The 24742-nt window shown below is 62.7% G+C and carries 24 protein-coding genes; 13 read left to right on the top strand and 11 right to left on the bottom strand.

The features are described 5' to 3' along the window. Positions 1-52: 52 nt before the first annotated feature. The gene (locus tag IPV69_RS19925; RefSeq protein ID WP_206291476.1) at positions 53-1909 is read right to left on the bottom strand and encodes a prenyltransferase/squalene oxidase repeat-containing protein; all 1857 of its coding nucleotides are present in this window, start codon (positions 1907-1909) and stop codon (positions 53-55) included. Between the two features lie 90 nt (positions 1910-1999). On the opposite strand from IPV69_RS19925, the gene IPV69_RS19920 reads away from it, so the two are divergent. After that, positions 2000-2233, top strand: a complete 234-nt coding sequence (locus IPV69_RS19920; protein ID WP_206291475.1) for an addiction module protein — start codon at positions 2000-2002, stop codon at positions 2231-2233. A 312-nt stretch (positions 2234-2545) separates the two neighbouring features. Here IPV69_RS19920 and IPV69_RS19915 read toward each other — a convergent pair whose 3' ends face one another. Next, positions 2546-3190: a hypothetical protein gene (locus IPV69_RS19915; RefSeq protein WP_206291474.1), complete on the bottom strand. Its 645-nt coding sequence runs from the start codon at positions 3188-3190 to the stop codon at positions 2546-2548. 128 nt (positions 3191-3318) lie between these two features. Further along, the gene (locus IPV69_RS19910; protein ID WP_206291473.1) at positions 3319-3900 is read right to left on the bottom strand and encodes a type II secretion system protein; all 582 of its coding nucleotides are present in this window, start codon (positions 3898-3900) and stop codon (positions 3319-3321) included. A gap of 242 nt (positions 3901-4142) precedes the next feature. Between IPV69_RS19910 and IPV69_RS19905 the strand changes: the two genes are divergently transcribed. From IPV69_RS19905 to IPV69_RS19890, 4 genes are all read left to right on the top strand, one after another. After that, positions 4143-4775: a methyltransferase family protein gene (locus IPV69_RS19905; protein ID WP_241180025.1), complete on the top strand. Its 633-nt coding sequence runs from the start codon at positions 4143-4145 to the stop codon at positions 4773-4775. Between the two features lie 237 nt (positions 4776-5012). Beyond that, a complete protein-coding gene (locus tag IPV69_RS19900) occupies positions 5013-6290 on the top strand; it encodes a hypothetical protein (protein WP_206291471.1) in 1278 nt (425 codons plus the stop codon). 94 nt (positions 6291-6384) lie between these two features. Beyond that, positions 6385-6897, top strand: coding sequence for a peptidylprolyl isomerase (locus IPV69_RS19895; RefSeq protein ID WP_206291470.1), 513 nt, complete (start codon positions 6385-6387; stop codon positions 6895-6897). 129 nt (positions 6898-7026) lie between these two features. Beyond that, positions 7027-8538, top strand: coding sequence for a carboxylesterase family protein (locus IPV69_RS19890; protein WP_206291469.1), 1512 nt, complete (start codon positions 7027-7029; stop codon positions 8536-8538). A 159-nt stretch (positions 8539-8697) separates the two neighbouring features. On the opposite strand, the gene IPV69_RS19885 is transcribed toward IPV69_RS19890, so the two are convergent. Both IPV69_RS19885 and cmk read right to left on the bottom strand, forming a co-directional pair. Continuing rightward, entirely contained in the window at positions 8698-9453 is a 756-nt protein-coding gene (locus tag IPV69_RS19885) for a lysophospholipid acyltransferase family protein (RefSeq protein WP_206291468.1), read from the bottom strand. Beyond that, the gene (cmk, locus tag IPV69_RS19880) at positions 9450-10136 is read right to left on the bottom strand and encodes a (d)CMP kinase (protein WP_206291467.1); all 687 of its coding nucleotides are present in this window, start codon (positions 10134-10136) and stop codon (positions 9450-9452) included. The genes IPV69_RS19885 and cmk overlap by 4 nt, the downstream gene beginning before the upstream one ends. Positions 10137-10257: 121 nt before the next feature. Here cmk and IPV69_RS19875 point away from each other — a divergent pair, with 121 nt between their 5' ends. Both IPV69_RS19875 and IPV69_RS19870 read left to right on the top strand, forming a co-directional pair. Then, on the top strand, positions 10258-10782 hold the full coding sequence (locus tag IPV69_RS19875; RefSeq protein WP_206291466.1) for a GNAT family N-acetyltransferase: 525 nt from the start codon (positions 10258-10260) through the stop codon (positions 10780-10782). A gap of 180 nt (positions 10783-10962) precedes the next feature. Further along, positions 10963-11628, top strand: coding sequence for a hypothetical protein (locus IPV69_RS19870; RefSeq protein ID WP_206291465.1), 666 nt, complete (start codon positions 10963-10965; stop codon positions 11626-11628). Positions 11629-11917: 289 nt separating this feature from the next. Here the strand turns inward: IPV69_RS19870 and IPV69_RS19865 are convergent, their stop codons facing one another. The 3 genes from IPV69_RS19865 to murI all read right to left on the bottom strand — a co-directional run bounded on the left by IPV69_RS19865 (position 11918) and on the right by murI (position 14671). Further along, positions 11918-12760: an N-formylglutamate amidohydrolase gene (locus IPV69_RS19865; protein ID WP_206291464.1), complete on the bottom strand. Its 843-nt coding sequence runs from the start codon at positions 12758-12760 to the stop codon at positions 11918-11920. A gap of 106 nt (positions 12761-12866) precedes the next feature. Continuing rightward, entirely contained in the window at positions 12867-13670 is an 804-nt protein-coding gene (locus IPV69_RS19860; RefSeq protein ID WP_206291463.1) for a HEAT repeat domain-containing protein, read from the bottom strand. A gap of 53 nt (positions 13671-13723) precedes the next feature. Further along, a complete protein-coding gene (gene murI, locus IPV69_RS19855) occupies positions 13724-14671 on the bottom strand; it encodes a glutamate racemase (RefSeq protein WP_241180024.1) in 948 nt (315 codons plus the stop codon). A gap of 168 nt (positions 14672-14839) precedes the next feature. Between murI and IPV69_RS19850 the strand changes: the two genes are divergently transcribed. Beyond that, positions 14840-15256: a response regulator gene (locus IPV69_RS19850; RefSeq protein ID WP_206291461.1), complete on the top strand. Its 417-nt coding sequence runs from the start codon at positions 14840-14842 to the stop codon at positions 15254-15256. A gap of 124 nt (positions 15257-15380) precedes the next feature. On the opposite strand, the gene IPV69_RS19845 is transcribed toward IPV69_RS19850, so the two are convergent. Together IPV69_RS19845 and IPV69_RS19840 are read right to left on the bottom strand one after the other, a co-directional pair. Beyond that, complete coding sequence (locus tag IPV69_RS19845) at positions 15381-15986, bottom strand: Dabb family protein (protein ID WP_206291460.1); 606 nt, start codon at positions 15984-15986, stop codon at positions 15381-15383. A 78-nt stretch (positions 15987-16064) separates the two neighbouring features. Next, on the bottom strand, positions 16065-16364 hold the full coding sequence (locus tag IPV69_RS19840) for a hypothetical protein (protein WP_206291459.1): 300 nt from the start codon (positions 16362-16364) through the stop codon (positions 16065-16067). Between the two features lie 445 nt (positions 16365-16809). Between IPV69_RS19840 and IPV69_RS19835 the strand changes: the two genes are divergently transcribed. From IPV69_RS19835 to IPV69_RS19825, 3 genes are all read left to right on the top strand, one after another. Continuing rightward, entirely contained in the window at positions 16810-18021 is a 1212-nt protein-coding gene (locus IPV69_RS19835; protein WP_206291458.1) for a cysteine desulfurase family protein, read from the top strand. A 148-nt stretch (positions 18022-18169) separates the two neighbouring features. Beyond that, complete coding sequence (locus IPV69_RS19830) at positions 18170-20185, top strand: PVC-type heme-binding CxxCH protein (RefSeq protein ID WP_206291457.1); 2016 nt, start codon at positions 18170-18172, stop codon at positions 20183-20185. Positions 20186-20593: 408 nt separating this feature from the next. After that, positions 20594-21163 (top strand): c-type cytochrome, encoded by a 570-nt coding sequence (locus IPV69_RS19825; protein ID WP_206291456.1) that lies wholly within the window; start codon positions 20594-20596, stop codon positions 21161-21163. Positions 21164-21245: 82 nt separating this feature from the next. Here IPV69_RS19825 and IPV69_RS19820 read toward each other — a convergent pair whose 3' ends face one another. Further along, positions 21246-23054 carry a hypothetical protein gene (locus tag IPV69_RS19820; RefSeq protein WP_206291455.1) on the bottom strand — a complete coding sequence of 603 codons (1809 nt, stop codon included), beginning with the start codon at positions 23052-23054 and terminating at the stop codon, positions 21246-21248. Positions 23055-23062: 8 nt separating this feature from the next. On the opposite strand from IPV69_RS19820, the gene IPV69_RS19815 reads away from it, so the two are divergent. After that, positions 23063-24145, top strand: coding sequence for a dihydrodipicolinate synthase family protein (locus IPV69_RS19815; protein WP_206291454.1), 1083 nt, complete (start codon positions 23063-23065; stop codon positions 24143-24145). A 110-nt stretch (positions 24146-24255) separates the two neighbouring features. Beyond that, positions 24256-24420 (top strand): hypothetical protein, encoded by a 165-nt coding sequence (locus IPV69_RS19810; RefSeq protein WP_206291453.1) that lies wholly within the window; start codon positions 24256-24258, stop codon positions 24418-24420. Positions 24421-24742: the final 322 nt, after the last annotated feature.

The raw sequence follows: 24742 nt of genomic DNA, 5'->3' as shown, positions 1-24742 counted from the left end.
CTTGCCGGGACGCCCACGACGATATCGCCGTCACATCGAAGTGACGCAAGAACTATAGCCCACGCCGTTTCGCCTCTACACTTCTCGACGTTTGCATGACCTTGCCGAGTGCGCTTACCACCCAGACCAGCGGGTAGAGCTTCTCAAAGTACCAGAGCTTCGCGAAATAGAATCCGATCGGCGACGGTGGGAACTGCGTACCGTCGCGCGTGTTCTGGATGAGCCACGAGACGCCTCGCTCGATCGCGGTGTCGATATCACCGCGGGCGAAGGTTGCCTCTGGGGCATCATCCAGTGCGAGCGATGCCAGGGCTTCCAGGGCAAGCGCCGTTTCTTCAATGCTAGGTGCGATTTTCGGGCCGCCGCCCCATCCACCGCTTTCGTGTTGGGCGGCGAGCAGCCACTGCACGGCGCGCGTCACGACTTCGGCCGGCAATTGACCGGCGGTGAGCAGGACGCGCGACGTCGCATAGACCGGGTTCTCCTCGACCGCCAGGTGCTGATTGCCGAACCAGAGCGGCGTCCAGGAGCCGTCGCGATGCTGACCACGGACCAGGAACGCCACCGCATTGGCGGTCAGTCCGCATGAAAACTGATCCTTCCACACGAATCCGGCCCGCAGGGCGTGGGCCGTCAGGTCGGTGCTGCTTTTGTCAAAGGGGAGTTTGCCCCAGCCCTTGCAAAACGTCGGCATGCCGCCGTCGCGGTTCTGAAGTCCGGCGAGCCATTTGAGACCGGCCGCCACCGATCCCCGGACGCGCTCATCGACGCTTCCGAGATTTCTGAGCGCGATCAGAGCCCCGGGCGTGTCGTCGGCGTCGGGAACGCCGCCGGGAAGGTCGGTCCACGCCCAGCCGCCGGGATTGGCAAGAGTGTACGGGTGTTCCTTGCGGTATTGCTGACCGAGCAACCAGTCGCGGACGGGCTTGCGTTCGGATTCGGGAAGGACGGCGTCGAACTCGGGATGATTCGCCAGCGCGTTGACGGCCAGCGTTGTCACCCAGGTTGCGAGGTTCGTATCGATCGGCCAGCTTCCGTCATCGCGAACCGAAGCGGTCAGGAACTCGACGCCCTTTTTGACCACTGGGTGGTCGGCGTTGCCGGCGGCGGCCAGGCTCATCACGACGAAACTCGTCAGCGGCGTCGCTTCCAGGAATCCGCCAGTGGTGGGCTGGATGCGCGTCAGCAGCTTGAGCGTCCGTTTTCGCGTCAGATTTCGAAGGGTTCGCAGGACCGAATGCCCGCTGGGCCGACGGGCGTGACGGACCTGGCCGATCGCGATCAGTGCCGGTAGCGCGTAGCTGACGACCGGCAATTTCAGCCACTTGAACATCCTTTGTGGAAAGGCGGCCAGTTCGAACGGGAGCGCCGGCACAAGGTCCCACGCCGCCGGCCCCAGCCCCAATCGACCGGCCATGGCGCACATGGTCAGAATCGGTACGGAGAACGTGTGGTCTTCGCCGTAGCGTTTGACGATGGCGCTGGCGATGGCATCGGGGGCGAGCGTGCCGACGGTTCGGATGAGCCATTTTTCGACGGCCCGCAGCGTACTCTCATAAGCGCCGGCGGCCCAGTTCTCGTCGGCGACGAATGCCGCCCAACAAAGACATGTGGTGCTGATGTTGCTGAGTGACAGGGTCGTGTCACCCCAGCCGCCGTCGGAGTTCTGGTTCAGCGCGAGCCAGCCGAGCCCCTGGCGGATGAGTTTCCCTGCCCGGGATACAAACGCCGGGTCGGCACGTTCGGCCTGCGTTTCCAGCACTTGCGACAGCGCGAAGACGGCCGTCGCCGTCGACAGCGCGCTGCTGGAGAGTTCGCCTTCCCAGTGGCCGTGGGGGCCGCGGGCATCAAGAAGGGCGCGTGTGGCGTTGTCGAGGGTTGTCTTCAGCGCGTTCGGATCGACCGGCATGGGGCCGGCATGATAGGGGATGCGATCTGGCGATTTAAGCGGGGCCGAATCATTTTGCTTAGTGAAACGGATCGGAGGTATAGTCCTTCCATGGTCGCGCGCGATCTCATCAATGACGTCCTGGCATTGCCCACAAACGAACGTATCGAATTGTACGACCGTCTGCGTGAGAGCATTCGCAATGATCCAGCGCTCGACCCTCTGTCTGACGAGCTCAAGCGGCTGCTGGACGATCGACACGACGATCTTATGGCCCACCCAGGCGACGAGTCGGACTGGGAGGATGTCCATGCACGAGCATTGGATTTGCTGAAGGCGCGGTAATGAGTCGCCGTCTGGTGCTTCGTCGAGTTGCCGAACTGGAAGTGAATCAAGCGATCATCTGGTACGAAGAGCGCCGATTGGGGTTGGGTCGTGAGTTTCTCGACGATTTCAGTTCGACCCTCCGCAAAATCAGGGAAAGGCCCAGCTCCTTTCCGATCGAGTATAGGGACTTTCACAAGGCCCTATTGGATCGGTTTCCCTACAAAATCTACTTTCGCGTCGGTGAGAGCGAGATCAGGCTTGTAGCGGTCCTGCACGCGAGCCAACGAGTATCCAGGCTGCGTGGACGAAACTGAGGTTCCTTCGCACAATTTACTTCATCCCCAACGTTTCCCGTGTCCGTCGCATGTCCAGGAAAAGCTGTGACATCTGGGCGACCGTCTTGGGTGGCTGCGTCTGCAGAAGCTTGGCCATCTCCTTTTCCAACTGGTCGGGTGTGGGCAGGTGATTCTCGTCGAACTTCTTGCGGCCGCCGGCGGGTTGGGTGGCGGCCTGGCCGCTGGGCTGTGTCGAGGCCGCGCTGCGGGCGGCTTTCTCGGCTAATGCAAACATCATCAAATAGCCCTGCCGCTCGGTTCCCGTCTGCGTGTAGAAACCGTCGAGGAACACCTGCATGAAGTGCCCGCCGATCTCCTGCATGTCTTCCTTGGACAGGTCCTTCAGATTGGCCGCGGCCGCCTTCTTGCCGGCTTGGTCGGTCATCATCAGGTTGACGACGTCTTTGAACGGAATCGTCCGCATCCGCTCCGCGATCGCGATGGTGTACTGCTTGCGGTGAGATTTGGTGAGCTTGCCGAACTGCTCGGTTGCCATGTAACTGATCGCTTCGGTCATGGTCCCCGAAGCAGGATCGGGTGCCGACGGATATCGTGCCCAGAGGATCCCGCCGTAGATGCCGCCGGCCAGCAACGCCACCGCGACGAACGACACTGTGAATCGAACCCAACTGCGCTTCATATCGGCTCCACGAGAGGCCAGTCGCCTGTAGGGTCCGCCTTGGCGGACGCGAGCGCGGCGGCTCATCGGACATTCACATCCGCCCGGCGCCCTGGTTCGCGCGGCGTCCGCGTCCGCCAAGGCGGACCCTACGGCGAGGTCTGTGGCGCGGTCCAGTGGTCGACGCTGCCGTCGGCCATCAGCCAGTTGAACGGCAGGTTGCCGCCGTGGTAGTTGTCGGCATCCCACAAAACCGGGACGCGGGAGATATCCTTGTAGACCTGAAACAGGAACGTGTCGCGGATCGGCCGCTCGCCAAGCTCGTTGTAGTAGAAGTAGCTGGTCTTCTCGACCGGAAACACCACGTCGTCGGCCGTGCAACGGAAGATGACCATCACGCCCTGCCCGCTCTGTACCTGCTGTGGCGACAACCCGACGGCGATGAATGAAGACAGGCGCTCCATCACCGTCGGTAGATTGTATGGGTTGACCGAAGGCAGCGCCGGCGAGCGCGGGTACTTGTTTTTGTTCTGATCCGTATAAAGGCGAACCGCCAGCCCCAGTTGCCGCAGATTGCTCTTGCACGCGGTCTTTCGGCTTTCCCGCTGGACCGCGGCGAATGCGGGCATCGCAATACCAATCAGCAGAGCGATGATGCCGATGACGATCAGCAGTTCGACCAGGGTGAACGCAGAGGCGCGAGCAGACGAGTTGGATTTGAAGCGAGTCATTCGTTGACGCATTCGTTGAGGCATCGCGGAAGTGCGTTACTCCTTTATGTGTCGGCCGGTACCGCGGCGTTTAGGCGACCGCTGTGCGCCAGGGCCTGTCCGCTGTATCGACCGGCCGTCGTGGAGTGCTATACGACAAGGTCGCCGATGTTGTGGTCGGCGCTCAAGTTTTAGCCCAACAGCGTACATCGATCCGCGACCGCTGGAATCCCACGGGCGCAACCACTACCCTCCACCGCTTGATGCTTCCCTGGGACTATAGCATTCCATTGCTCGTGATCGGCGGGACCGTTGCGTTCTATTGGCAACAGGTCCTGCACATGGCCCGCCGACAGCGGAAGCGGACGGGAAAGGCGGCCAACCTCGTCCCGCCCGAGCCGCTGGGGCGGTTATTGCGGCTGCTTTGGGCGCCCGTCATCGTCCTCTGGATGGTGCTGCCCCTGTCAGCCGCGTTCTGGCCGAATCCGCCGACGGCATTCGCGCCCGTGCATTCGTTCCACGGAATCGGATGGATCTGCGCCGCCGCGGTTGTCGGCGGATTGCTGGTGACCCGGCGGTGCTGGAAGCAGATGGGGCGGAACTGGCGAATGGGAATCGACCCGAACGAGAAAACGTCGCTCGTGTTCGAAGGACTGTTCGCATACGTCCGCCATCCGATCTATGCGCTGTCCGCCGGTATGATGATTGCGACCATGCTTGCCCTGCCGACGCCGGCCATGCTAATCGCCGGTACGCTGCACATCACACTTTTGCTGTGGGAGTCGGCACGCGAGGAACGCCATCTGGTGGCGACGCACGGGGCGGACTACCAGGCTTATCAGCGTAGAGTGGGCCGCCTGATGCCGCGATCGCTTCGTCCTTACGGTCGGGTCTAGTGCACGGGAAAACTGTTGATGGAACCCGTGCCGCTTGCCAACCCCGTTTCCATTCCCAAGATTGCCGGTAGTGCCGGTCAGGGGAGGTTTGTCCCCCCGCGCGGCGCTGCTATGGAAGGACCACTGTCCACGCCGACCACCAATCCCCCTGCCGATGGGGCAACGCGCCCTACGGTGACACACCCTGGGGTGACGCACTCCGGCGTGACACACTCTGGCGCGACGCGGGCCATCCCCATGAATGCTTTCCAGCGGATGCTCCGCGGCTGGGAAGTCGTTCATCCGTATAACGCCGCCCAGGTATTGGAGTTGCGTTGCCCAGTCGGCGTCGATGCCGCCTCGGCGGCCTGGTCGGCGACGATGGAGGACATGAACCTCGGCCGCGTCGAGGCCAAGGTCATCTCGTACCGGCATTTCGGGCTGAACGGCGAAATGAGCCGATTCCCCGTCCGGCTTCTACCGCCCGGAACCTGTCTCGAAACGTATCTAGGCGACGAGCTCAACCGCCCGTTTTCAGACCCCGGCGAGCCCCCCTTCCGACCGTTTATCCTGCCCGACGCCAGTTCCGGAACGTTTCATTTCGGCGTCGTCTACCAGCACTGGGTCGCCGACAGCGTCGCCGTCCGGCACATGCTCCGACGATGGCTCGAACGGATGTTCCGGCCGCCGGCGGCGTGGAAGCCGTTACGGATGCGCCACGCCAACATCGGGTATCTCGGGCTGCTCGAGCTGTCCCCGGGGCCCATGGAGCCAGTGCAGACCATGCTGTCGATGATTCGGCGGCACATGCGCTATCGCAAGGCCCGCAAGTGCAAGACGCTGGGAAAGGACGACTACCCCGTCCGCGTCATCATGCAGGATGCCCCCGGGCTGATCGGCGGGCTGACGCGAGCGGCCAAGCGTCTGGGTGTCAAGGTCCACGACCTGTTCCTGACCGCCGCCACCCGTGTCTGCGACGAGCGAATCCCAACGCAGCACCGCAAGTCCCGGACAGACCTGGCGATCGGTTCGATCATCGATCTTCGCCCGCTGGCCCGTGGCGCCCTCGACGACCGATTCGGCCTGTTCCTGGGCTTTGCCGAGGTGATCTCGCGTCCCGACGAGATCAAGCGCCGGCACAAGCTGCTGGCCAGTATCGCCCGTCAGAACCATTTGCATCGTCAGCGCGGCATCTGGCCGTCTAGCGTGGGTTATCTGCTGCTGGCGATGGCGACCCGGCCCCTGGTGAAGCCTTCGAAGCTCTACAGCTTCTTCCGCAAGGAAACGCCGATGATCGCCGGCGTATCGAACGTCAACCTGTCCAGCACATGGGTGGCCGAGTTTGGCGACCTGATCGCGAAGTACCGCCGAATCTCGCCAACGGGCCCGCTGGCGCCGGTCGTCTTTGCGGTCACATCGCTCGGCGACGACCTGCAACTGAGCATCACCTACCGCGACGCCCTGCTGACGCGAGAGCAGGCCGCCGAGCTGGGCGCTGCCTTTGTGACCGAACTAAGATCGCTCATCGCCGAATGATCCGGCTGCAACAAAGACATTGCCGGTTGACATTCCCCGGATGACCTGAGAAACCCACCCATTCAGATAACCCTGTTAGATAAGGAACCAGCCCATGGCAAAGACGTACAGCAAACCGCCGGAAATGACGATCGACCCGAAGAAGACCTACACCGCGACGATCGAGACATCGCTCGGCAACATCGAGGTCGAGTTTTATCCCAAGGTCGCGCCGCAGCACGTGAACAGCTTCATCTTCCTCGCGAAGGACGGCTACTACGACGGCGTCATCTTTCACCGCGTGATCCCGGGATTCATGATCCAGGGCGGCGACCCCACCGGCACCGGCAGCGGCGGCCCTGGCTACCGGGTCAAGGCCGAGTTCAACGACATGAAGCACGTTCGCGGCGTGTTGTCGGCCGCCCGGACCAACGACCCTAACTCCGCCGGCTCGCAGTTCTTCCTGATGCACCAGGCCAGCACCCACCTGGACGGGCAGTACAGCGTGTTTGGCAAAGCCACCAGCGGCCTTGAAGTGATCGACAAGATCGTCAGCTTGCCGCGCGACCGGAACGACCGCCCGCATAATCCGGCTCAGATCAACAAGATCACCGTTCGCGAGGCGTAAGTTCATCCGCCGATCCGGAAGAGGACGACAAGACACGGAGGATAAATCGACGATTTATCCTCCGTGTCTCTGCATCCGCGTGGTAAGAATCGACTTGAACGAGGCGGCGGTTGCTCACGGAGGGTCGTTATGCTGTCACGGTTCCGGGCGAAGTTGGGCGCAGGATTGCTGTTAACGGCGTTTGTCAGCGGGTTGATCGCCGCGCCGGCGTCGCGACCGTCGGTGGCTGTGCCTCCGCCGGTCGAGCCGCCGCCCACCACCCGCCCCGCCTGGCCGCCAATCCCGAAAGAAGCCCTCGTCCAGCTTTATCAGAAAGAGCTTGGCGACCGCTTCCGCCCTCAGGACGCCGACCGTTACCACGCCGCTCATGAACTGATCGAACGCTACTTCGAAGCCGCCACCATGGCCGACCGCAAAGCGGTCGCAAAGCAGATCACCGCGATGGAGGTCGATCCCGTCATCGTCGGCCGGCTTTGCCGCATTCGAATGTTCTGGCCCGCGCTCGACGGCGGCGGCATCTACTACGTCAACCAGAAGACTGGCATCTATCCGACGCACTATTTCTTCGGTCTTCCGAAGGCGTACGACCGCACCAAATCATGGCCGCTGGTGCTGAAACTGCCGACCGCGCACGCGTTTCTCGTCAACCCGCCGCTGACGGCCGAGCAGGTGACCGACGTCTACAAGAAGTGGATCGCCGAGGAACAGGCGGCCCATCCCGACGCGATCGTGGTGATGCCGCTGCTCAATCTCGACGAACTGTGGGGCCCGAGTTACGCCGGCAGCAACGCCGTGCTGCTTCCGATGCAGCACGTGGCTTCGCGGGCGAATGTCGATCCGGCGCGGGTTTACATCGTCGGTCACAACATGTCGGCCCACGCGGCGTGGAATCTGGCGCTGCACTACACGACCTACTTCGCCGCGATCAACCCCCTGGCCGGCGGCGCGAGCCAGTCGTGGCAACGGATTCGCATCATCAACCTGAAAAACGTGCTACCCGTCGTCTGGCACGACGCCGACGACACCGTCGTGAAGGTCGAGGCGTCGCGCGGCATCGTCAAAGCGATGCGCATTCAGAAGGTTGACGTGGAATACGACGAGACCAAGGGAATCGGTCACGCCCCCGACGCAGCGACTGCCGAGCGGGCGTACCAGAAAATGCGGGCGCGCGTCCGCGAGCTTTATCCCAAGTCGGTCGCTCTGCAATCGAACCGGCCGGACACGATGTTCAACCGCAACGACTGGTTGCAGGTGTATCAGGCGATCGATCCCGGCGAAGAACATAAAGCCGTCCTCCGGTACGGCTCGGGCACGTTCACCTATTTCGATAACCCCGTGAAAGCCGAGGCGACGATCACCGGGCAGAAGATCGACATCAAGGCGACGAACGTCGATTCGCTCCGGCTTTACGTCAACGACCAGATGATCGACATCAAGCAGCCGATCACCGTGACCATCAACGGCCGGCCGCGGGCGGCAGGCGCGGTGGTGCAGTCGATCGATGAACTACTGGCAGACCAGTTGTTCCTGGGGCGCGGCTGGCGTTACTACACGGGGATCGTGGACATCGGCGTGACCGTGCGGGTAGAGCCCACCAGCAAGCCGTCGATGAAGCCGGCGACCAGGCCGACCGCAAAGTGACTGATGCTGGAAACAGCTCCAGGCGCCGGTGCCACGGGTCGGCGGTACTCCGCAGACCCGTGTGCGACTCAGGCCGATGCACGGGTCTCCGGAGTACCGGCGACCCGTGGCACCAGTTCGCGAAGTCTTTTGCAGAAACAGTATTGAAGTAGGCGCAATTCAATGCTTCATCTTCCGCCGCCGCTTCTCCGCACGTTCCACAAGCCTTCGTTGCACCGCCCATTCGGCGCGTTCGCGATAGATCGGATCCTGTCCGCGAAGCCAGGCGTACAAGCCTGTGACGCGCTCCTGCATCACTTTAGTGATCTCCTCCCCCTTCAGTTCGTGCAGGTGCGTCATTGGCGGTCCGAACATGACTCGGATCGGATGCGGCTTGGGCAACATCGTTCCCGGCGGAAAACTCTCGAAAGAGCCGTGAATCGCCACCGGCACCACCGGCACCTTCGCCTTGCGGATGATCAGCGCGGCCCCTTTCTCGAACGGATGGATTTCGCCGTCGGTGCAGCGAGACCCTTCGGGGTAGATGTTCAGCGCGCCGCCGGACTGCAGGCGGTCGATCGTCTCCTTGATCGCGCCGGCGGCCGATCCGGTTTGCCGAACGGGAAATGCGCCGAGCGACTCGATCAGTCGGGTGAACAGCGGGTGCATCTCGAAGAGTTCGCTCTTGGCGAAATAGCTGAGGCTCCGGGGAATCGCCACGCCGAGAATGACCGGGTCGAGATGGCTCTGGTGATTGGAAACGACCAGTACGCCGCCGCTCGGTGGAAACGTTTCGGCACCGTAGACCTTCAAATCAAAGAGCGTCGTGAACACAATCCGGCTTAACACGTGTGCCACGCGGAATGGCGTCTTGCCTTCCACATGGAATACGCGTCCGGGCGGGAGCGGAGGGACCGGGATCGATGGATTGCTCATCCGCGAGAGGCCTTTGCTTCGGACTGATGCCCCTGGGCCGCCGAAATAATGAGTTCTACGACCTGTTGCTGGGTCAGCGCCGTGGTATCGATGACACGGGCGTCGTCGGCGGGTTTCATGGGGGCGACCTTTCGACTGCGGTCGCGGGTGTCGCGCTCTTCGATTTGTGCCAGGATTTCCTGGTAGTCCACGATCTCACCCCGCGCCCGAAGCTGCGCGACCCGTCGCCTGGCGCGCTCGGCCGCAGTCGCATCCAGGAAGAACTTTAACCCCGCCTCTGGAAACACAACCGTGCCCTGGTCTCGCCCTTCGGTCACCAGGTTCGGCCGGTTTCGACCGATGCGTTGCTGTTCGCGGACGAGGATGTCCCTGATCTCCGGGACGACCGCGACGAACGACGCCGCGCGGGTCGCCTCGGCCCCGCGAAGCAGGTGCCCGACGGGCTCTCCCTTGAGCAGTACGATTGGCGGGCGGTGCCCCCAGTCGAACTCGATACCCGCGTGCCTGGCGATAAACGCCAGTTCACGGTGGTTTTCCAAATCGGCCTGACGGCGCAGCGCCTCAAGCCCGATCGCGCGATACATCGCGCCGGTGTCGAGGAAGTCGAAGCCCAATCGCTCGGCGATGGTCTGGGCGACGGTCGATTTGCCGGTTCCTGCCGGACCGTCGATCGTGATGATCATGCGATCGGGATTGTAGTGGCGACGGGCAACTTTAACGAGCGCGGGACGGCGTAAGATTTGTCTGCGTTAAGACGCGCTGACGCCTTGCGTCCGTCTCGACTGCGCGCGATCTTTGTCGCTCGTGGTCCACCGCATCCCGCCGTTGACGTATCGCACCATCGATCCCGCCAGGGACGCCGATCTTTGTGCCGCCAATCACTACGACGCCTGCCTGGCCAGTTTCGGCCGGGATTGCAAGTACGAGGGGCGTGAGTCTTACCTCCGTTGGCTTACCGAGTCGGTGCAGATTTATCCCGAGGGTTTCGTTCTCGCATTTCGCGGGGAGCGATTCATCGGCCAGCTCGAGTTGCAGGTGCCTTATGGCATGCCCACCGGTTATGTGAGCTTGTTCTACGTCTCGCCCGACGTGCGCGGCCGTGGGTACGGCAATCTCATTCACCAGTATGCGGAGGTCTACTTCCGGGCCTGGGAAGCGCGGACGATCGAACTCGACGTCTCGCCGCAGAACATTCGCGCAATCCGGTTCTATCGCCGCATGGGCTATGCGTTCGCGGACCGAAAGCCGGGAAAGGCCGTCGGCAAAGATGCGCGCCTGTGGCGGATGACGCGAACGCTCGACGCGGGGACGCCGAGCCTTCAGGACTGACCGCTCGTGGGGTTTGGAGGGACCTTGCAGAACTTTTGGCGATGCGGCTTGAGAGCCGGCTCCACAGCAGGCTACACCCGGGTTCCGGGGAGAACCCGCACGTCCCTTGCGTTTGCCCTCTGAGTTTCGTTCAATCCGACTCGCACACCGCGTCTACGGATGACGAGGATGAGGGCGTCCATGATTTCCACCCGTTCGCTTCACATCCTTCCCGACATCGAACCACTGCGCCGCGTCTGCCAGGCCGTCGCAACGCTGGATGCCGTCCTCTCGCCGGAGTGGGAATTCCGATACTACACCTACCAGCGCAGCTGGGACGCGAACCAGCAGCTCGCTTCCATGCGCGACGAGATGGGGGACGAATGGTTTCTGCTTTTCTCCCCGGCCGGTGCCATTCTCAAAGGGTACGTTCCCGATTCGGCGATGGCAGAAACCGTTCACGAACGCGGCGCGGCCTGGCCGGGCGTTCTCGATGCCGTTCCGCCGGCATTGGGCGAAATCCTTCATGACCCGCGGCTGGGCGGCCCGCGTGCGACCTTCTGCGTCTGGCGGCAACGCCAGGACAAGAGCTGGTATCGCGGTCGTGTCCAGTTCCCCTCCGGCCCGGACCCCGACGGCTCGGAACATCTCATGACCGTCCTCGACGGCGATCCCGTCTCGTACACCCGCTGGGCCGAACAGTATTACGAGATCGAGATCCCTTTCATCGAAGTCCGGCGGATCTATATGCATCGGCCGATGACCGAGGAGATGGCCCGCGCGCTGAATCCCAACACCGACTGGGGTTCGCTCATCGACGAGCTTCAGAAGATTGGCTACCCCACCGCTCCGGAACCCAAGACTTGACCAGAGTGTTCGAAATGCTGTTGCGCCTGTCCGGGGATACTCACCACGGAGTTCATCATGACACCGTGATCCTCACACCAAGAGGATGAAACCGCAGATTGCGCAGATCTCGCAGATTGTCTTCTATGAAATCTGCCGAATCTGCGGAGCGTCATGAACGATTTTGATCGATTCGTTCGGATTACAGATCGCGCCGATCTCAGTCGGGCAAATTCTCCGTGATTTCTTCGTGTTCTCTGGTTCCTGCGTGGTGGTCCTGCATCTCCAGCATGCGTGCGGTCATCGGCAGCTACTTCGACGTTTTCTTTTCTGTCGCGTCGCCCAACCGGGGCAGGTACTTCGTCGAAAACTCGGCGACCGCCTTGGCAACATCCGCCGCGGTCTTGTCGAGCCGGTCTTTTGCCCGCAGCTTTCCCCCGAACTCCATCTGAATGGCGTCGATCGCGGTGCCCTGGTGGCTGCCGTAGGCGTCGACGATGTAGCCGCCGTTGTATCGCGCTTCGGTGCCAATTCCGGTTGGCGGCTTCTCGGGCAGTATGGGATAGCCCGCGGCACCCAGCAGGCCGAACAGGCTCTTCGGGCCGACGACTGCGGCCTCCCCCTCTCGCTTTAACAGCTCGGCCACGGCCTTGCCGTCCCGGGTACCGCGGTAGATGCCGTCCGGCGTGACTGCCTGCCCGTGGATATCCAGAAGCAGGCCGCGGCCCCACTTGGCTTTTACTTCGGCCGCCGCATCCTTGATTGCCTTGTGATAGGCGTCGTAGTGCGTCTTAGCGTTGGGGTGCTCGTAGGCGTCGGCGGCGACGCGGTTGGGGTCGGCAAACTTGCGCTCGAACCGCGCGATCACCACGTACGGCCGACCGCCCAACTGCTTCTCGATCGCGTCGGCGAGCTTCTCTGTCAGTTCGGCGGTGTTATCGTCGCGGACGGCGACGAACTTCTGGATTCCTTCGCCCTTGCGGGGTGGCGTATCCGGGATCGCGGTGCGTCCGCCGTGCGGCGACGACAGGATGATCGGAAGCGTCCCCTTCCCGATGGTCACAAGTGCCTCGGGTTCAGCCGCCCGAAGCGACGTGACACCGGCTACCAGGGCGATGAACATCCACAGGCCGTTGAGCTTTGAGTGGTTCATTGAAACCAATGTACCACGGCAAACACGGGGGTTAAGCACGGGCGGCGTGATCTGCCGGCGGAATGCGTCGCCCCTTCGGCCTTCGATGGAAGTCATTCCATTGCGATCAGCCCAGCGGCTTTTCCGCGCCGGTCAGATAGGAGAGCCAGGCCTTATCATCGTAGCCCAGGTCTTTCCCGGTAAGGCGGGTCAGGCTCTTGTGAGATTGCCACGCCAAGCCGAACTCGCGATCGCCCAGCAGTCCGACGAGCACGCGCGCCACGTCCAGCTTCTTGTAGTGCTGGAGGGCTTCGGCGGCGGCGATTCGGATGTCCTTGTTTTCGTCCGGCTTGGTCAGCACGGCCAGGAGTGCCGGGATCGCCGATTCGTCCGGCAGGCGATTGAGCGCCTTGACCGCCTCGAGGCGAACCCAGTCATTTTCGTCCGAAAGTGCCTTGATGAACAACGGGGTGTGGCCCGGCTCGCGCGACCGATTCAATCCGCGGATCGCCGATGCCCTCAACAGGTAGTCAGACTTCTTACCCGTCGCGTCCTGCTCGACGGCAATCTGTGCGTAACGAGTGGTGTAAGGCGGCTTGCCGCCGAACGGCCGCTCGACCATCTCTGACAGCCCGGTTCTGCGCGCGTCCGGCGACGCCGGGTCTTCCATCATCAGGGCGTATCGTGTCGGTGCCGATGAGATCGCGTCGGAGACGTCTTCAAAGATGTGTCCTGACTTAACGAACGGCGCTTCGAGGAAGCCCAGCGGCTGGGCCAATGTGCGGCCCCATTCTCGCTGTCGCTCGGAGGTGCCGATTTCCGTCGCCGGGTCGATTAGGCGCTCACTGCTGCTGGAGCATCCCGGCATGACAGCCCAGATCAGCGAAAGGGTGAGGAGCGTAGTGCGCGATTGCGAAAGCTGTAAGGTCATCCCTGTCCTGTTGCAAACATGCCACTGCGTTCGTCCGTGAAGCAGGGCTTCGTTCAGACGGCCGGCCGCAGCCTCATCGGCGCTGACACCTGTCGGTACAGGGTCTCGGGGTCAACGAGCGTGGGCGGTTCGATCGCTTCACCCAGGAAGCGCCCTGCCAGGAGCCGGAAACGGTCAGGGTCGTCGCTGACGTAGCAGCGCATCGACCCGACAGCCGCCTTCTCCGCCGACCGTCGCGGTGCACGAGCCATGCCGGCGTTCCGCAGTCGGCGGGCGACATCTTGGGCGGACTGCTGTGCCGAGTCAATCACCAGGACCTTGGGCCCGGCAACCTGCTCGATCGCGGCCCGCAGAATCGGGTAATGCGTGCAGCCCAGCAGCAGCACGTCCAGCCCGCGCTCGACCATCGGCTTGAGGTACTGTTCCAGTGCCAGCTTCACGAGCGGGTCGTTGCAGCTTCGCCCTTCTTCGACCATGGGAGCCAGCAAGGGTGTCGGACGAATCAGAATTCTTGCCAGTTGGCGTCGGCGGAGGATCGCCCGTTCGTAAGCGCCGGATCGGACGGTGGCATCGGTCGCGAGAACGCCGATGATCGGCTGCTTCTTGGCTCCGGCCGCCGCGACGGCAGCTCGCGCCCCCGGTTCGATCACGCCGGAGATCGGAATCCCCGGAAACGCCTCAACCGCCGCCGACAACGCCAGCGCCGTCGCGGTATTGCAGGCCATGACCACGTGCTTCGGCCGCAGGGGCAGAAGATAGTTGATGATCTGGGTGACGTACTGGCGAACCGTGGCCGGGGATTTCGATCCGTACGGCAGCCGCGCGGTGTCGCCGAAATAGACGATCTGCTCGGCGGGCATCTCGCGGCGGAGCGCGCGAGCGACGGTCAGGCCGCCCAGCCCGCTGTCGAGGACGACGATCGGCGCTTCCAGTTCGGTGCGCGAAGGGGGCCGTTCGACGGCGGCCCCGGCCAGATGAATGTGGCTTTCAAGGGAAATCACCAAGTCTGCCCTCCGGGAGCCGTTTCGGACGCGCCTCGACTCTGATCGATCACCATCCTTTATCGGACCTCGGACCTTCCGCCTTGACTTTTCGTGCCTGTCCATGGAAATGAGGCGTACAATACACTTGCCGACCACGCACGGGCTTCCTCCCACCGGGACACTGTTATGAGCGAAACTCTCAAAGATAAACGCATCCTGCTCGTTGACGACGACCAGGACATCCTCACCAGCATGCAGGCGGCGTTCGAGCCGACCGGGGCAATTGTCGAAACGACCAATAACGGGAACAAAGCCGTCGAGCTCAACGAACAGACCAACCCCGACCTGATCGTGCTCGACATGATGCTGCCCGGCCGCAGCGGGTTTCTCGTGCTGGAGAAGATCCAGCAGGAAAAGGTCAAAGCCAAGCGCCCGCGCAACAGCCCGCCGTTCGTCATCATGGTGACCGGCAACCAAGGCGGCCGGCACAAGATGTATGCCGAGAGCTTGGGTGTCAGCGAGTACCTCAACAAGCCGTTCAAGATGGACAAGCTGATCGCGACCGCCGAGAAGGTGCTGGGAGCGTCGGCACCCAAGGCGTGAGCGTTCGTCGCGACATCGGTTCAATCGACGCGGGAAACAGCAACCCGAGAGCATACGAAAACGCCCACGGACACCTGTCCGTGGGCACATTTCTTTGAACGCTCTGAGCCCGACCTCTCGACCGTTACGGCGTCACGAAGTCGTACACGATGTATCGCTCCACGTTCGGCTTCACCACTTCCTCCACCGCCTTCTGGTGAACCGGGTGCGGTCCGTATCCTTTAAGCCCTTCGGCGTCTTTGAAGGTGACGACAAACGCGATGTCGTAGCTCGAATCGACCACCGCGCGGTCCGACTTCACGACTTCGCCGCCGGTCACATCGAGCACGCCGGGGATCGTCTTGAAGGTCTCCCCCAAGTCGAGCAGCTTCTTGCGGGCGGCAGCATCGCCGGGCTTCTTGAGCCACATGACCACGACATGACTGATCTGGCCGGACCTGGCGGCAGGCGTGGCGATCGGTCGTGTCTGGGCAGCGGTCGCCTGGGCGACGGCGGCCTGTGTCGCCGCCGCGATCTGCCGTTGCTGGGCGTCGGCCCTTTCTTCGGCAATCCGCTGCTGATCGCCCTGCCGTCGCTCGCGTGCCTGCGCGATCGCCGGCCCTTCCCGCAGATAGCCGGGGGTCACCGGCGTGGACTTCACTTCGCCACAGCCGGCCAGCAGCAGCGAAACAGTCAGCACGGCGAGAACTGAAGCGGAAACAAAACGTTGCATTCCTGGCATGCGATTCATGGTTGAAAAGTTGTACGCGGTCCGCGAAGTAAATGCACCTGGCTCATCGGTAACGATTTCGAGCGCGTGCGAAGAATTTTACTTGGTCAGTGGCAGCAGCTTCTTCACCACGACAATCACCCGGCGGCCGCGTTCGACGCCCTGCTTCACCGTCACCGTGCCCTTTACAACGACTTCCTTGCCGTCCCACTGTTTGGCGAACTTGAGATTGTTCTCGTCCGCACCGAGGTCGAGTTCCCACGTGAAGCCGAGTGCGGCGATGGTGGTCCCGGTGGACTCCCCGCCGATCGCCATCACGCCGGTGCGGATAACGCCGACCATTTCGACTTCAATGCTCCCGCCGTCGTCTTTCGTACCTGTGTCTTTTGCATGAGACATTGTGGTTGCTCCCAGAACGAGTGACATTGCGAGCAGTAAAGCGAAATGGGATTTCATGATCGTACTCCGGGTGTCCGTGCGGGCCGCGATCTGACGCCGCGCTATCATAGTCCCGAGCCAGAGCCCACAAGACAGGGCACGCACGGCATTCTCCGAGAAGTTGACCGTTGAACCTGCCGCTCCAGTCCGCCGTCTATGAAGCAACTGGCGTTCTGACAGATGGTTCCGAATCGCCTGCTCGATTGATAGGTGGATACGCCGTGGCGGTTTGGAGCCGGGTTCGAAGCCCGGGAATGTCCACCAATCCCCTAGGTTGAGTCGGGCATTTCGGTGCGTATCATATTGAAAACAAAGGCCTTGCGCTCTTGAAACTGTCGCGATAATCGGGATGCTTATCCGCTCGATTTGAGGTTCCAAGAGCCCCCAAGGTTAAAGGAGTTGCGTCGTGCCTTTCGGTGTCAAACGTCCCATCTATCTCGATCACTGTGCCACGACCCCTGTCGATGAGCGCGTGTTCGAGGCGATGCGGCCCTACTTCACCGAGGTCTTCGGTAACGCCGCCAGCTCGTCGCACGCGTTCGGTCAGGAAGCTGCCGCGGCAGTGCTCAGGGCGAGAAACCAGGTCGCGGCATTGCTTGGCGTCGAGCAGGACGCCCGCACCGGGGCGCGCGAGATCGTCTTCACCAGCGGCGCGACCGAAGCCAACAACCTCGCGATCAAGGGCGCGGCGGCAGCCTCGACCGGCAAAGGCAAGCACCTGATCACCCAGGTGACCGAGCACAAAGCGGTGTTGGAAACCTGCCAGTACCTGCGCGACCACCAAGGCTACGAACTGACGGTTCTACCGGTCGATCGACAGGGCCGCGTCAGGCCCGGCGACGTGAAGGACGCGATTCGGCCCGATACCGTGCTGGTGTCGCTGATGTGGGCCAACAACGAAACCGGCACCCTCCTGCCGATTCGAGAAGTCGGGGCGATCTGCCGCGAGCACGGCGTGCTGCTGCACACCGACGCCACGCAGGCCGTCGGCAAGGTGCTCATTGACCTTGCGGCGGACCCGGTCGATCTCCTGAGCCTCAGCGCCCATAAGTTTTATGGCCCCAAGGGCGTCGGCGCGCTGTTCGTTCGACGACGCGATCCGCACGTTCGGCTGGTGCCGCAATTCCATGGCGGCGGGCACGAACGCGGGTTCCGGTCGGGAACGCTCAACGTCCCGGGTATCGTCGGCCTCGGTGTCGCCGCCGATATCTGCCGCGAACACCTGTCCGACGAAACAGCGCGAACAGCCTCCCTCCGTGACAGGCTCGAACAAACGATCCAGCAGGCGGGCGGCGTGGCGATCAACGGCGATCCTGCCGGCCGGCTGCCCAATGTCTGTAACCTGTCGTTTGCCGGCATTCGCGGCGACAAGCTGGTCGCCGCCCTCGACGACGTCGCCCTCTCCACTGGATCGGCCTGCAACTCCGCCGGCGTCGAAGCAAGCCACGTTCTGCGGGCGATGGGGATCGACGCGCAGCTTGCGGCCCAATCCATCCGCCTGAGTGTCGGACGCAGCACGACCATCGAACAGGTGGACTACGTCGCCGACAAGATCGTTCAGGTGGTGACCGACCTCCGCGAACAGCAGACGTCCTACGCGGTTGCCTGCACGGCGTGATCGTCGCCCTCCGCAAACCGGGTGGACGGGACAAAACGGTCGCCACCCGACCAATTCCTCTTCAACACCTTCGGGTTCGATCGGTTACAATTCCAGTGACCCGGACGCGATGTCCGTGTTCCCTCTAAACTTCTCCCGGAGACTGGAAATGACGCGCAGCCGTTCTCTCATCGGCCGACTGACCGCCGGCGCATCGCTGGCCCTGGCGGCGTTCTTGGCCACACCGTCGATCGCACAGATGGCCCCCGACGCCACGCTCAAGAGTCTGAAGGTCCCGGAGGGACTTGAAGTCACGCTCTGGGCGAACGAACCCATGCTCGTGAACCCCACGAACATGGACATCGACGAGAAGGGTCGCGTCTGGGTGCTGGAAGGCGCCAACTATCGCTCGACCTTCAAGCCCTGGGGATACCTGCGCCCCGAAGGCGACCGCATCCTGATCCTGGAAGACACCGACCACGACGGCAAGGCCGACAAGCAGACCGTCTTCTACCAAAGCAAGAAGATCCAGGCCCCGCTGGGCATCAGCGTCATGGGCAATAAGGTCGTCGTCGCCCAGTCGCCCAACGTCATGGTCTTCACGATCGACGCCTCCGGCGACAAGCCGACCGGCGAACCGGAAATCGTGCTCACCGGCTTTACCGGCGTCGATCACGACCACGGCGTTCATTCCGGCATCTTCGGCCCCGACGGCCGCTTCTACTTCAACTCGGGCAATGACGGCCTGAGAGACGTCGTCAAAGGTGCCGACGGCAAGCCGATCGTTGACGCCCTCGGCTCCGAGATCGGCGGCAAGGCCAAGATGTTCCGCGGGAAGGAAAAGGAGAAGGGCCAGCAAGGCTACACCGACGGCATGGGGTTCAGCTGTGACCTGTCGTTCAAGACTTTCAAGTCGCTCGGCTTCAACTTCCGCAACAACTACGAACTGACGGTCGACAGCTTCGGCACGGTCTGGCAGTCGGATAACGACGACGACGGCAACCAGGCCGTTCGCATCAACTTTGTCATGGAAGGCGGCAACTTCGGCTACAAGGGACCGAAGGGTTTCGACTGGAAGCGCGACTCGGCGGCATTCCCCGACCAGAGTAAGCAGGAAGCCCACTGGCACCAGCGGTGGCCCGGTATCGTCCCGAACATGCTCAACACCGGCGGCGGCTCGCCGACGGGCATCACGATCTATGAAGGCGAACTTCTGCCCGAGCAGTTCCGCGGCGCGGTCATCCACGCCGACGCCGGCCCGAATGTCATCCGGGCCTACATCCCCAGCCCCAGCTCATCGGCCCCAACCGGCCTGATGACCAACGGCAAAGCCCTCGACGGCGCGACCGACAAGGGTGCTGGTTACAAGGCGATCCCGATCGAGTTGATCAAGGGCGAAGACAAGTGGTTCCGCCCGGCCGATGTGACCGTCGCCCCCGATGGCGCGGTGTTCGTCGCCGACTGGTACGACCCCGGCGTCGGCGGTCATAACATGCAGGACAAGAAGGAAGGCGACAAGAACCCCAGCAGCGTGAACGACCTTCGCGGCCGCATCTACCGCCTGGCCCCCAAGGGGAACAAGCCGGCTGTCGTCAAAAACGATTTCGACACTGTCGCCGGTCAGATTGCCGCCCTGAAGTCGCCGAACTTCGCCGTCCGGTACCTGGCGTACACCAAGCTCGCCGCCGGCGGTGCCGACGCGAACAAGGCGCTCGACGACATGTACAAGTCCGAGACCAAGCCCTACCTGCGGGCCCGCGCCCTTTGGCTGCTCTCCAAGACTGCCGACGGCAAGAAGCACGTAGAGGTCGCGCTGAAGGACAAGGACGAGAACATTCGCATCACCGCGTTCCGCGCGGCTCGACAGATCGGCATGGACATCCCGACGCTGGGCACTTCGCTCGCGGGCGATGAATCGATGGGCCTGCTCCGCGAAGTCGCCGTCGCGATGAACTACGAGCCGGCGGCCAAGGCGATCCCCGTCCTGGTGAAGCTCGCCGAACGCTACGACGGCAAAGACCGCTGGTACCTCGAAGCAATTGGCATCGGCGCCATCGGCAAGGAGAAGGACTTCCTCGAAGCCTGGGCCAAGAGCAGCAAGGCGTCAGAGACGGCGTTGACCGAGAAGCTGACCTGGCGGATGAAGAAGCCCGACCCGACCGACAAGACCGCGTCGGCGAAGTAACGGCATCTTTTCGTCGTCGGCAGTAGCGTGATTTGGCGTGGCATGGGCAGGCGCAATTGCTTGCCCGTGCCACCCAATGCCTGAAGTTCGATTTCAACACGAAGGGCACGAAGTCACGAAGGCCACGAAGAGAATGCGAGTCTTGAGCTATCTTTGGCGGATGTTTCAGGGACCAGATGTTTCTTCGAGTTTTTCGTGAATTCGTGCCTTCGTGTTGAAAACGAGTTCAGGAACGATTCGAGTTGCGCATCAGTCGGCTGCGCGAGTCGTGCTCGGTTCGGGGTTCTTAAGTCGAAAGAAGTTGATCCTACTTACCGGCATCGCGCGCCAGCCCATTGCAACTTTGCTGTTGAACATTGCGCCAGGCCTTGAGCGTACGATTCCAATTGACGTCGCAGTCAACACCGTATGAGAGCACTCTTCGTAATCATCGTTTTCGCGTTCGCCGGAATTGCCATCGCCCAGGCGACCCGCCCGGCCGAGGTGCCGCCGGCACCGAAAGACAAAGACGGCAAGGTCCTCCCGACCCTGGAAAAACTCGCCGCGATGAAGGGCGACGCCAAGCGCGGCGCGGCCATCTACCGTGACGAGAAAACCGTCAATTGCCTCCGCTGCCATCAGATCGGCGACGAGGGGGGCGAGATTGGCCCCCCGCTGACAACCATCGGCGAGAAGCTGTCCCGTGTTCAACTGCTCGACTCCATCGTCTATCCGTCGAACGCGATCCTGATGGGGTTCGAGAACTGGTTCGTCAAGACCAAGGACGGGGAGGTCTACACCGGTCTGCTGACGAGCGAAACGGACGACGTGTTGTCGCTGAAGGACATCGACGGCAAGTACATCGACGTGCAGAAGGACCAGATCGTCACCAAGAAGCAACAACCGATCTCGATCATGCCGGAGGGGCTGAACGCGGCGATATCACAGCAAGACCTCGTGGATCTGCTGGAGTACCTGACGACGCTGAAAAATCAGTAACACGGGCAAGGGGCTACGTCGCTTGATTAGCGGTCGCACCGCAGGTGCACTCTGGTCACGCCTCGTTCAATCAACTCCCACATTACTTAGGCCGCTCGTACAGCCTCGCCAGATTGTCGGCGACGCTATTCAGTCGCTGGCTGCCGTCGGAAAGCGTCGAGAAATCCGGCGACGGCAGATCCTCCGTCTGCATGGGCGTGGCGAGTTCGGCGTTGTATCGGCGAATCTGGCGCATGCACACAGCGGCCGCAACCGCGAGCCCCAGTATCGCCGCAAGGTAGCCGATCACAAACAGGTCAACGCCACCTCGCATCAGGCGGCCGTAGCTCCAGATGCCGAGTTGTCCGGCAGCGACGGCAGCCGTGACGGCCAACGCGACGAAGTAGCTCCGCATGCGAAACAGCGACCGCCGTTCGGTGAGGATCTGCTTGACCCGGATATCGTTCAGATGTGCCTCCCGGGTGCGCTGCTCGACTTCCATCCGCAGTGCGAGCTCCCGGTCGGCATCGCTTACGTCGCTGGCGTAGCTGGATTGATAACCGCACGCCGGGCAGGCGATCAGGCCGTCGCTGCCGGCGGTCTCCAGAGCGGGGCTGAACGACTTCCCGCAACTCGGACAGACAAAGTTCCCGCTCTGGTCAATCGCTGTCGGCTCGATCGGTGGGTTGTCCGCCGCGGCTCCCGGATGGCCTTCTATATCCCGCGCATCGGTCATACGGAAACGGTAGCACGCGAAAGTCGCTCCGGCCAACGCCGCCGCGAATTGCGCCGGCCAGCCATGTCGCGGGGACGGTTGAGCAGTCCGATCGAGGGGCTTGGTTTCGATCAGACCGCCGGGTAGGTAGTCGCCGGTAAACCGCTCGGGAGCGGTTGTGACGCGGTCAATTGCACTGGCATGTTCGCCCCAGCGGTCGATGCGTCCGCGGGCAGTCGGTCGGCCACACTCGGGGCAGATCCCGCTGACGTTGCCGGTCAGATCGTAGCCGCAGGGGCAGCGCGGACGGTCGCTCGCCGAGCGACGCCGGGCTGGCGCAACTGCCGAGAGTCCCAGCGCCGACAACACCAAGGCCCAGGCGGCAAGGGTCGAAGGCTGATGGAGCGCGGGCCTGCTCGAAGGGGACGTGTGCAGGCATGCCGCGACGACGACCAGTACACCGGCCGCCAGCCCTGTTGCAGCCACCTGCCGCCGCCAGCGATCTCCCACCGGCCCGGCAGCGATCAGGCACAGAATCGCAATCGCGCCACTGATGACCACCATCCACTCAGCGGCCCGTTGTATCGGGCGACCGCCGGAGATCGGTCGGATCAATTCGGCGCGCGTCGGGTTATGCGCCGAAGCGCCCGCCAGCCGGCCGTTGACGAACTTGAGCCGCAGAGTCCAGCCGGCAAACTGCGGCGAGATGTCGGCAGCGTCAACCCGGCCCCGGACGACCGACGTCACCCCGGTCTGCGTGGCCGGACCCGGCGGCGCGGCGAACCGGAACAGGCCACGGGCCTCGGGCTCGGCGAATGGTTCGGCAGCGCCGCTGGAGTACGCGGCGTCGCCGACGAACGGCTTGCCGTTGAGAAGTTCACTTTCAATGACGGACTGCCGCCGGTCAAAGAGGGGGACGATACGTTCGTTGAGGTCGTCGAGCTGGCGGTCGGCGGCGGCGAGGCACATTGCTCGATCGATGCGCCAGTACTGGAGCAGTCCCGCCGCGAACGCCAATGCCGTTGCCAGCACAAGGGCAAGGGCCCACACCGCAAAGACCACGCGGATGCCTTCGGGCGTGAGGTTTCGCCGCGGCTGGGGCATAGACACCGACAGGTTCTGCGACACCAGGAGCAACGACGGCGCGGCGGTCTGCACCAGCCGCGCGTTGAGTGACGTGCCGACACAGCGGATCATAGCGCGATATGCACCCTGCCGCACTGGCTGCGCTGAAACGCGGGATTGTCATCCCGGCCCATCCACTTGCGCTGAACGCCGCTCGTCAGTTAGACGAACGACGCCAGCGGGCATTAGCCCGGTATTACATTGCCGCCGGGGCTGGCGGAATGGCCGTGGGCGTCCATACCACGCAGTTTGTGATTCGCGATCCTGCAATCGGCCTCTACAAGCCGGTCCTCACCATTGCAGCAGAGGAGATGTCCCGGGGAGACCTCCGACGGGTTGTTACCGGCGAGGCTCCGCTCGTACGCATCGCCGGGGTCGTCGGTAAGACGGCTCAAGCCGTCGGCGAGGCATCACTTTCGCGCGACCTCGGGTACCACGCGGTACTGCTGAGCCTGTCGGCCTTTGCGGGCGCCAGCGATGACGAACTGATCCGGCACTGCCGGAGCGTCGCCGAGATTCTGCCTATCGTCGGGTTCCATCTTCAGACGGCGGCGGGCGGACGGCCGCTGGGTTATTCGTTCTGGAGAAGGTTCGCCGAGATACCAGGGGTCGTTGCGATCAAGATCGCGCCGTTCAATCGGTATCAGACGATCGATGTCGTCCGCGCCGTCGTCGATGCCGGCCGCGACGACATCGCCCTGTACACCGGCAACGACGACAACATCGTGATCGACCTGTTGACCCCCTACCGATTCCGTACGAACGGGCGAACAGTCGAACGACGGATCGTGGGAGGACTTCTGGGTCACTGGGCCTGCTGGACGCGGCGAGCCGTGGAACTGCTGAACGATTGCCACCAGGCGGTGGTCGCTCCGGCAGGTGAGGCAGCGGTGACGGGGCAATCGCTGCTTGCCCGTAATGTCGAAGTGACCGACTGCAACTCGGCGTTCTTCGATGCGGCCAACGGCTTTGCCGGTTGTATCGCCGGCATTCACGAAGTGCTCCGCCGCCAGGGACTACTCGCCGGGGTCTGGTGTCTCGACGAGCGCGAGGGTCTGGGAGTGGGGCAAAGGGAAGAGATCGACCGCGTCGTTGCCGCCTACCCGCACCTCAGCGATGACGCGTTCGTCGGGGCGCACATAGGTGAATGGATGGCGGGTTGACCCCACCCGATAAGACGACGAATGGTCGCTGCAAACCCTACAATCGGCGAAGTTGCCCTGGCTGTCCCAAACCTCCCAATTTCCAAGTCGCGGTTCGTCGTGAGATGTGGATGACTGAAAACTATGCGATGGGCGTTTTGTCGCTCACAGTCCACGCCGTTCCTGCTAAAGCGTCGGCGCTAGAATGGGTAGACCTTGCCGATTATCTGGCGTCCGTGGAGGCACGCGACTCGGCAAAACCGGTTCAGACCGCACGACTCGACAATGCCCCCTAGGGAAAGGTAGCCGTACCGCGGATTGGCATCGATTTCGCAGGGGAGCGGCAGCCTGACGTGTTGTGCCGTTGTACCAAGGCCGACGCGTGAAAGAAGTTGAATAATGCTCTGGAATGGTGTGACACCCGTGTGGTAAACACCGGTTGTCGCAAAGGCGACCCCTCGCGGCTTTTCTAAGCTGGGTGCGAGGGCGACGCGGGCGTGTGTTCCACGCGTCCGTTTTTCCTAGTCCCGGTGGGCTCCTTGTGCCTCGCCCCTGTGTGAAAAGGGTCGATTGCAGGAGTCTCCATCCGCCGGGTTGAGTGCTTGACGCAACTTGCCG

It is taken from the genome of Humisphaera borealis, from assembly GCF_015169395.1.
In the GTDB taxonomy this organism is placed as follows: domain Bacteria; phylum Planctomycetota; class Phycisphaerae; order Tepidisphaerales; family Tepidisphaeraceae; genus Humisphaera; species Humisphaera borealis.
Note: the sequence above shows the minus strand (reverse complement) of the source record. Positions and strands in the feature narration are given on the sequence as shown.